Source organism: Microvirga calopogonii, from assembly GCF_003347665.1.
GTDB lineage: Bacteria > Pseudomonadota > Alphaproteobacteria > Rhizobiales > Beijerinckiaceae > Microvirga > Microvirga calopogonii.
Genome location: NZ_QDGA01000214.1, coordinates 1 through 2,693 on the forward strand (window position 1 = coordinate 1; position 2,693 = coordinate 2,693).

Annotated in this window: 2 protein-coding genes and 1 pseudogene; 1 reads left to right on the forward strand and 2 read right to left on the reverse strand. The window is 63.2% G+C overall.

Going from position 1 to position 2,693, the window contains the following annotated elements; translation table 11 throughout:
* Together DDF70_RS35900 and DDF70_RS35905 are read right to left on the reverse strand one after the other, a co-directional pair.
* Positions 1-603, reverse strand: a 603-nt coding sequence (locus DDF70_RS35900; protein WP_162820913.1) for an OsmC family protein, incomplete at its 3' end; no start/stop codon positions are given.
* Positions 604-997: 394 nt separating this feature from the next.
* Positions 998-1,915 carry a complex I NDUFA9 subunit family protein gene (locus tag DDF70_RS35905; protein ID WP_114949205.1) on the reverse strand — a complete coding sequence of 306 codons (918 nt, stop codon included), beginning with the start codon at positions 1,913-1,915 and terminating at the stop codon, positions 998-1,000.
* A gap of 539 nt (positions 1,916-2,454) precedes the next feature.
* On the opposite strand from DDF70_RS35905, the pseudogene DDF70_RS35910 reads away from it, so the two are divergent.
* A pseudogene (locus DDF70_RS35910) lies at positions 2,455-2,693 on the forward strand (PRC-barrel domain-containing protein); the annotation flags it as partial.

A 2,693-nucleotide genomic window follows, 5' to 3' on the forward strand; every position in this document is an offset into this window, starting at 1 on the left:
TAAATGGGTGAGCGCGTTGATGTGAAGGGGACTTCCTGCTCCAGTCATCCGGATCCAGCCGGGAGGGTCGCTTGCCGGGAAGCTCTGGTCAGAGTCGCGGTCGACCGGATCATAGCTCTCACCGGGGGCGTGTGCGGCCAAGGTCGTGACGATGTCGATCCCCGAGGTGAGCATGCCAACCAGCGGGCACATGTCTGCAACTTTGAGGAGGAGGTCACGTTGGGTATCCGAAAGTGGCCCGACAAGATCAACGCTTCGCTCGATGCGGTCGGAGATCTTTCCCGACGGTTGCCCGTCCGCACCTCTCGGGTGAGTTTGAGAATGGGTGAGGCGCACAACGACTTGTTCGAGAGGCCAGGCCTTACGCCGAGCGAAGGCTCCCACGATCATTGACGTACACGCCCCGAGCGCCGCCAGAAGGTACTGATAGGGATCAGGGCCGGCGGCTTGTCCGCCAGCGCCCAAGGGCTGATCGGCGTGCAGGGTATGGTCACCGACGAAGATCACTTGTCCGAATGCAGTATGCTCCAAGTTCGTGACGATGGCTGTATTGCTGCTGCCTTCTGCCTCGCGCTCGAGAGGGCCGAGTGGAGTGATCTGCATCTGCGATCTCCTTCAATGCGAACGCATCACTTCGATACTTTCTAACTGTGAGCGATCTCGACAACATGCCTGATTAAAGCACTATACCACTTCTCGCAGTCGCGGGCCCGCGTTTGGGCAACCGCTGCAAGAGATCGCTGGCAGCCGCTGGTCTCGGCCAAGAAGCGCCCCAGTCTCAGGACGTGATCGAGATGTTGGGCCGGGACCGGCCGGCGCATAGTGAGCGCGGCCCTCTGTGCATGAGCTTGCACCAATCCACCTGCCTCGCAATGCCCGCACCTACGCGAGTTTCAGTCATCAGCTCCGGCCGGGTCGCCAGATCGACACGATGGTCCAGAGGCTTCAGTAAGCCTGTGCACGGATATGAGGGTCTGCCTTGGTTAGGCCTGAGACGTCAGCCCCGTCCTACCTGTCGATAGGCCGCGAGATACTCAGGGACGATCGTCTCGAGCGCTTGGGGCTTGACACCAAGGTCACCAAGCGTCGGCTCGGAGCCGCTGACCACCTTGTCGGTCCTCAGCAGCCGGACCTGATCGCGGGTGAGCGGCGCATCAGGGAACACCTGCAGCAGCCCGCCCAACAACTCGGCCGCCCAGAACGGCAGGAGCACCAGCAGCGGCCGGGCGCTGATGGTCGCGCAGACAAACTCAAGCAGCTCTTTGAAGGTATAGACCCGGGGGCCGCCGAATTCGTAGGTCTGGCCGCGGCTGGCGGGGTTCGCCAGAATGGCACCAACGCCCGCCACCACATCCTCGACATAGACGGGCTGAAACCTCGTTCGCCCGCCGCCGATCAGCGGCAGGGCCGGGAGCCGTCGCGCCCGTGCGGCAAAGCCGTTGAAGAAGTGATCGTCTGATCCGAAGATCAGGCTGGGCCGGATGATCGTCACCTCGGGAAAGGCGGCGCGTACCGCCGCTTCGCCGGCCGCCTTGGACCGATCTGCCAGCGCGGGTGCCGTGCGGCTGGCCCCGAGTGCCGACATGTGAACCAGTTGCCGGACCCCCAAGCGCCGGGCGCTGGCCGCCACCCGGTGAGCCCCCTCTTCATGAAGGGCCGTGAAGGTTTGCCGGCGTGCCTGCGAGAGAATGCCGACCAGATTGATGACCGTGTCGGCTCCTTGGATCGCCGCCTGCACCGCCGCATCATCGAGAATGTCGGCCGCGACGTGTTGGATCTGAGCCAGCCTCGGAGGCTCTGCCGTGGTGAGCGGATGTCGCGCCGCGACCCGCACGGACACTCCCGCCCTGGCGAGATGCTCGACCAGGTGCCGACCGATAAAACCCGACCCGCCGAAGACCGTGACGTGCTGCATCGCTGCCGCTGTGCCCTGCCAGGATCAATGCGAACCGATCGCCTCAGTTCTGAGTAAGCTGGTCCTTCGCCCGCAGATGGCAGAGCCTCTCCGCGAGTTTGTTCGCATATTCGATTGATGTGAAGGTCGGAACATGAGCGGAGGCCGGTTGAGGCGCGTCAGGCTTTTTGGATCGGACTGGAGCAGATGCGTCTTGAGCAACCGGATCAACGTCTCCGGATGGACGGGCTTGCCGATGAAGAGAACCCCATCGGGTCGGTGGCCGGCTCCGGGATGGCTCTGGCATCGGCCCAAAACGCCGAGTTCGACGTCGCTGTTCTCGATCTCCGATCTGAATGGAAGGCTCAGCTATCCCGTCGCTGCGGTGATCCGCGGCCGCGGGATCCCCATCATCTTTGCAACCGGAGACGGTGGAGTTGGACTGCCGGGTCTGTCCTTCCTGGTTCGTGCGCCCGGACCTGAAGGACCAGCCTTTGCGTTATCATTTCGATCATGAGTGAATGCCCAGAGGCGATCCATCCCGAGCAAGGGAGGTGCTCATGAGACGAACCTCGTATTACGTGTTCCACTCGACTACGGCTCCTGACCTGCGTGGGATCACCGGCGATCCGGACGGGGCGAGGCTCCCCGTCTCGGACGGGCCCTGGACCCGTGAGCGGCAGATCGATCCGAACGAGCCTTGGCCCCTCGACGTCAACCAAGCCGTCGTGGAGTTCGGGGTTCTGGAGAACGGCTTCTATCTCTGGGGCCCGATCCCGCAGCACGCGTCATCCAAACC

What these genes read in the sequence shown, in the direction of transcription:
- DDF70_RS35905 (WP_114949205.1), bottom strand. Translation starts at nt 1,915, where the DNA reads ATGCAGCACGTCACGGTCTTCGGCGGGTCGGGTTTTATCGGTCGGCAC.